Annotated in this window: 4 protein-coding genes and 1 pseudogene; 2 read left to right on the top strand and 3 right to left on the bottom strand. The window is 70.3% G+C overall.

Going from position 1 to position 4764, the window contains the following annotated elements:
- Both VFX99_RS04415 and VFX99_RS04410 read right to left on the bottom strand, forming a co-directional pair.
- Window positions 1–627 (bottom strand): annotated as a pseudogene (locus VFX99_RS04415) (hypothetical protein); the annotation flags it as partial.
- A 17-nt stretch (window positions 628–644) separates the two neighbouring features.
- The gene (locus VFX99_RS04410; protein WP_329665106.1) at window positions 645–1205 is read right to left on the bottom strand and encodes an acyl-CoA thioesterase; all 561 of its coding nucleotides are present in this window, start codon (window positions 1203–1205) and stop codon (window positions 645–647) included.
- Between the two features lie 163 nt (window positions 1206–1368).
- On the opposite strand from VFX99_RS04410, the gene VFX99_RS04405 reads away from it, so the two are divergent.
- Both VFX99_RS04405 and VFX99_RS04400 read left to right on the top strand, forming a co-directional pair.
- Window positions 1369–1875 carry a GNAT family N-acetyltransferase gene (locus VFX99_RS04405; RefSeq protein WP_329665105.1) on the top strand — a complete coding sequence of 169 codons (507 nt, stop codon included), beginning with the start codon at window positions 1369–1371 and terminating at the stop codon, window positions 1873–1875.
- Window positions 1876–1899: 24 nt separating this feature from the next.
- Window positions 1900–2700, top strand: a complete 801-nt coding sequence (locus VFX99_RS04400; RefSeq protein ID WP_329665104.1) for a coenzyme F420-0:L-glutamate ligase — start codon at window positions 1900–1902, stop codon at window positions 2698–2700.
- 3 nt (window positions 2701–2703) lie between these two features.
- On the opposite strand, the gene VFX99_RS04395 is transcribed toward VFX99_RS04400, so the two are convergent.
- The gene (locus VFX99_RS04395) at window positions 2704–3822 is read right to left on the bottom strand and encodes a cytochrome b/b6 domain-containing protein (protein ID WP_329665103.1); all 1119 of its coding nucleotides are present in this window, start codon (window positions 3820–3822) and stop codon (window positions 2704–2706) included.
- Between the last annotated feature and the right edge of the window lie 942 nt (window positions 3823–4764).

The raw sequence follows: 4764 nt of genomic DNA, 5'->3' as shown, positions 1-4764 counted from the left end.
GGAGTCGAAGGCGTCGGCGACGAGCGTCACCGACAGGTAGACCCACAGCACCTCGAGGTACACGGCGATCGCGGCCAATGCCTTCGGAAGGCGGCTCCGGTAGCGCTTCCACAGCCATCGGCCGATGAAGGCGACGACGATGAGGCCGATCGTCACCGGCCCGAGGCTGAGCTCGCCGGCCGCCGCGTCACCCGCGCGCTCGGCTCCGCCGAGGATCTCATCGGCGATCAGGCCGCTGTTCACCTCCAGAACCCGGGCGAAATAGGCCGCGGCGTCTTCACGCAGATAGCCCCAGGCGGCGTAGAACGCGACGAACGGCAGGATGCCGGCCAGAAGCGCGTCGACGAAGGCTCGGCGTCGTTCGGAGCGATCCGTGGGAATGGGCGCCAGGACGCCCAGCTGTGCCATCCCATCGCGCAGCACGAGCAGCATGGCAACGAGCGCGACGAGCCTGGAGAGGATCGCGAGCGGAAACAGAGCAGCACCGGCGATCGCGCTGTAGGCGCCGACGAAACCGGCGAGTTCGAGCGCGACGTACCGTCCCAGGGTGCCCGCGAGGTACAGGGCGAGCAGTGCCGGCCAATGCTTCCACAGGAGCAGCCCGGCGACCCGGAGGACGGCGATCATCCGTCCACGCTATCCGGTCAACCCCAGACGCTCGGAGCAGGCTTGCGCGTCGAGGGCAGGGCGGCGGACGCGGCCCACTCGGTGACCCAGGGGGCCAGCTCGGGCAGGTTGTCGGGACGATGCAGCGCCTCGAACAGCTCCTCGTGGGGGACGAGCCCGCCGGATCGGCGGAGGAACCTCGCGCGCACGACCATCTCGGCGTAGATCTCACCGTCGACGACGGCGCGGTGCATCAGGTACGCGGATTTGTCATCGTGCCCGAGCAGTCGTGACTCGACCGTGAACCGCTGCCACAGCTCGAGCGACTTGCGGAACGTGATCGTCTCGTTTGCGACCACGGCGTACCAGCCGCGCTTCTGGAACACGTCCCAGATGCCGGTGCGGATCAGCAGATCGAAGCGCCCGAGGTCGAACAGCGACGCATATCGCCCGTTGTTCATGTGACCCAGAAGGTCGATGTCGGTCGGCAGCGTCCGCACTCGTACGCGGCCGACGGCCGTCGGCTCGAGCGTCCCCTTGCGGCGCAACTGCACCTTCGCGCGCCAGATCGTCAGCAGGCTCCGCCAGATCACATTCACGAGATGCGATGGTAGCCATCCGCGCGTGGATCGGCGATTCCGTTGTGCCGTATCCACTGCCGTCGGAGCGGCATCCGATATGCATGAAGTGGTCCGCGGGACGCCCTGCGGCGACCGAACAGCTCGATTTCCCTCGCCGCAGACCCGAGCGTAGAGTCGCCCCATGGATGCCGAACTGCAGACCGACATCATCGTCCGTCCGGTGCGGGACGTCGACGCTGAAGCCCTCGGACGTGTGCATGCGACCTGCTGGCACGAGACCTACGATCACCTGATCAGCAAGGCCGCGCTCGAAAATGTCTCGCCGCGGCGTCTCGCCGAATTGTGGACGCACTGGGCCGTTCAGGGCCCGGAGTTCCGCATGAGCGCCGCGCTCGTGAACGGCGAGATCGTCGGGTTCGTCGGCTCGGGTCCGGCGCGCGACCGGGACGCTCCGCGCCTGCGCGAGCTGTACTTCATCTACCTGCTCGACGCGTTCCACGGAACCGGCATCGGCCAGCAGCTCTTCGACGCGGCCATCGACCCGACCGAGTCGGTCTACCTGTGGGTCGCCGAGGACAACCCCCGGGCGCACCGTTTCTATGTGCGCAACGGCTTCCAGCTCGACGGTGCGACGCACACCGAGCCCTTCCTCGGTGAGACGCTCACCGAGGTGCGGTTCGTCCGCTGACGCGGGCGCGCTCGAACGGAATGCATGCCTGAGCCGCTGCAGATCTGGGCTCTGGAGGGCATCCCCGAGATCCTGCCCGGCACAGATCTCGTCCAGGTGATCGCGGATGCCGCCGGCCCCACGTTGCGGGACGGCGACATCCTCGTCGTCACCTCAAAAATCGTTTCGAAGGCGGAGGGCCGCCTTGTGGCCGCGGCCGACCGCGAGGACGCGATCACCGCGGAGACCGTTCGGGTCGTGGCGACCCGCCCATCACCCGGAGGGCATATGACGCGCATCGTCGAGAACCGGCTGGGCATCGTTTCGGCTGCTGCCGGCGTCGATGCGTCGAACACGCCGGCGGGGACGGTGCTGCTCCTGCCGGTCGACCCGGATGCTTCGGCGCGCTCCCTGGCGTCGGGCCTGCGTGCGCGGCTCGGCGTGACGGTCGGCGTGCTCATCTCCGACACTCTCGGGCGTGCGTGGCGCGAGGGGCAGACCGACAGTGCGATCGGCGCCGGCGGCGTCTCCGTCTTCGAGGATCTGCGAGGTGGAACGGATGCCGAGGGCCGGCCGCTCGTAGTCACGATGCCATGCGTCGCCGACGAGCTGGCGGCCGCCACCGATCTCGTCAAGGGCAAGGCCGCCCGGCTTCCGGTCGCCGTCGTCCGGGGCCGCGCGGACCTGGTCGGGTCGCTCGACCTGCCCGGCGCGCGCTCGATCGTGCGTGATGCCGAACGCGACATGTTCCGCCTCGGGGCGGACGAAGCGTACGCCGATGGCTATGCCGCGGGTGCGGCATCCGTTCGCGAGATCGAGGCCGAGGCGTACCGTTCGGGCCCGTGAGCCTCAGCGTCCGCTGACCTTGCCGAACAGGCGGGCGATGGGGGCCAGCACGAGCGGTCGTGCGGCGACCCATCCTGCGGCGATCACGACCATCGATGCGGCGAAGATCCAGAAGCCTGTCCAGTTGACGGCATCCTGGAACGCGTACATGTGGTTGAGGTTGCGCAGCGCTCCGGTGGCGAACACGAGCGCGACGTGCACGATGATGAACGCGACGAAGTACAGCATCACGGGGAAGTGGATCGCGCGCGCCCATTCCACCGGGTACGCCTTGTTCAGGGCGGTGGCGTTCTTGGGCCAGATCCCACTCATCCGCACTCCGGTGGCGATCGCGAGCGGGGCGGCGACGAACACGGTGGCGAAGTACGCCAGCTGCTGCAGGCTGTTGTAGTTGACCCACCCGTTCTCGGTGGGCCAGTCCAAAGACACGTACTGCAGCGCCGCGGACACCGCGTTGGGGAACACCGCCCAGCTGGTGGGGACCAGCTTCATCCACTGCCCCGTGGCGAACAGGAGGATCACGAAGATCACCCCGTTGACGATCCACAGGATGTCGAGGGACTGGTGCAACCACAGGTTCAGGCTGATCTTGCGCTTCGGGTTGCCCCGCGGCGACCAGAACGCGGTCGGGCGTTTCTCGGTGCGCACCTGCAGCCCGGAGCGGATGATCAGCACCAGCAGGAACACGTTGAAGAAGTGCTGCCAGCCCAGCCACGGCGGGATCCCCACCGGCGCCCCGGCCGGCAGCGGGTACTCCCCCGGGTAGGCGGCCAGGAACTCCTGCATCGGCTCCAGGCTGAGCAGCCACCGCACCGCGACCACCGCCATCGCCGCCGCGTACAGCAGCCCGCCTCCGGCGACGATCGCCGCGCCCGCCCACTGCAGGCGCGTGAACGGGCCGATCCGCACCGGCTCCGGAATAGGTGTCCGCCGGCCGGAGAGCCGCTCCTCCTCGAAGGCAGCGGCGGCTTCGCCCGGGAACACCGTCTGCGGAAACGGCAGCGGCGCCAGCTCTCCCGGCACCGCGACCGTGGCCAGGGCGGTGCCGACCTCGGCCCGCGACGCGGCCTGATCCGGAAGCTGCTCGGCGGCGGTCTGCTCAGGTGGCGCTGCCTGACCCATCGCTTGCGCAGGCGCTGGCGCGACAGAAGCTACCACCTCGGAGCGCGCCGCGCCGGGCGCGACCTGCGCAGGTGGCACTTCTTGCCGCGTCCCGGGCGCTGAAGCGACAGAAGCTGCCACCTCGGAGCGCGCCGCGGGCGCGATTCCGGCCGGCGGCCATGCGTCACCACCGCGCACGCGCGCAAGACCGCGGCGCAGCGGCCGACCTTCCCCGTCGGGGGTGGGCACCGGGATCGTCGATGCCGCCGGTTGTTGGATGACAGCGGATGCCGCCACCCCTGGCAGCGCGTGTGGCGGGTCCTCCGCATGCTGCGGCGACTCCGGGTGCGGCGTCGGCGGGAACCCGCCGCCGTCGGCTGCGATGGCGGCAGGGGTGAGGCCTATGGGCGGCCACGGTTGGCCCCCGGGGACGCGCGGAAGCCCCCGACGGATCGAGCGGGCGCCATTGCCCGCGGCCGGCGCATCCGTCGTAGCGGGTACGGTCGCCCGTGTCGCGACGACGGGAGCGACATCCGCGGTCGGAGGGGGCGCGGCATCCGCTGTCGTCGACGGTGCCGGGGCTGCGCCGGCCGATGGTGCGGTCTGGATCGGGGCTGCGGCAACCGGCGCGATCGCGGCCGGCGGCCACGGCTCCCCGCCCACGACGCGGGGGAGCCCGCGGCGGATGCTGCGGGGTGCGGGCGTTTCGTCTCGCTTCGCTCGCTCAACGACCGGAGAGGCGGGCATCCCGTCTCGCTGCGCTCGCTCAACGACCGGGGGTGCGGGCGCTGCCTCGACGGGTCCCGCGACCGGGGGTGCGGGCGTATCGTCTCGCTGCGCTCGCTCAACGACCGGAGAGGCGACGGGCTCGGCGATCGCTACGGCAGGTCCGTTTCCGGCAGCGGGCCAGGGGTCGCCGCCGGGCTGCCGTGGCAGTCCGCGGCGGACCGCGGAACCGTAGGT

The sequence above is a fragment of the Microbacterium sp. genome (assembly GCF_036277215.1).
Taxonomy (GTDB): Bacteria; Actinomycetota; Actinomycetes; order Actinomycetales; family Microbacteriaceae; genus Microbacterium.
The sequence above is the reverse complement of the archived record's forward strand: the minus strand, read 5'-3'. Positions and strand labels throughout refer to the sequence as shown.

What these genes read in the sequence shown, in the direction of transcription:
- VFX99_RS04400 (WP_329665104.1), top strand. Translation starts at nt 1,900, where the DNA reads ATGCCTGAGCCGCTGCAGATCTGGGCTCTGGAGGGCATCCCCGAGATC.
- VFX99_RS04395 (WP_329665103.1), bottom strand. Translation starts at nt 3,822, where the DNA reads ATGGGTCAGGCAGCGCCACCTGAGCAGACCGCCGCCGAGCAGCTTCCG.
- VFX99_RS04405 (WP_329665105.1), top strand. Translation starts at nt 1,369, where the DNA reads ATGGATGCCGAACTGCAGACCGACATCATCGTCCGTCCGGTGCGGGAC.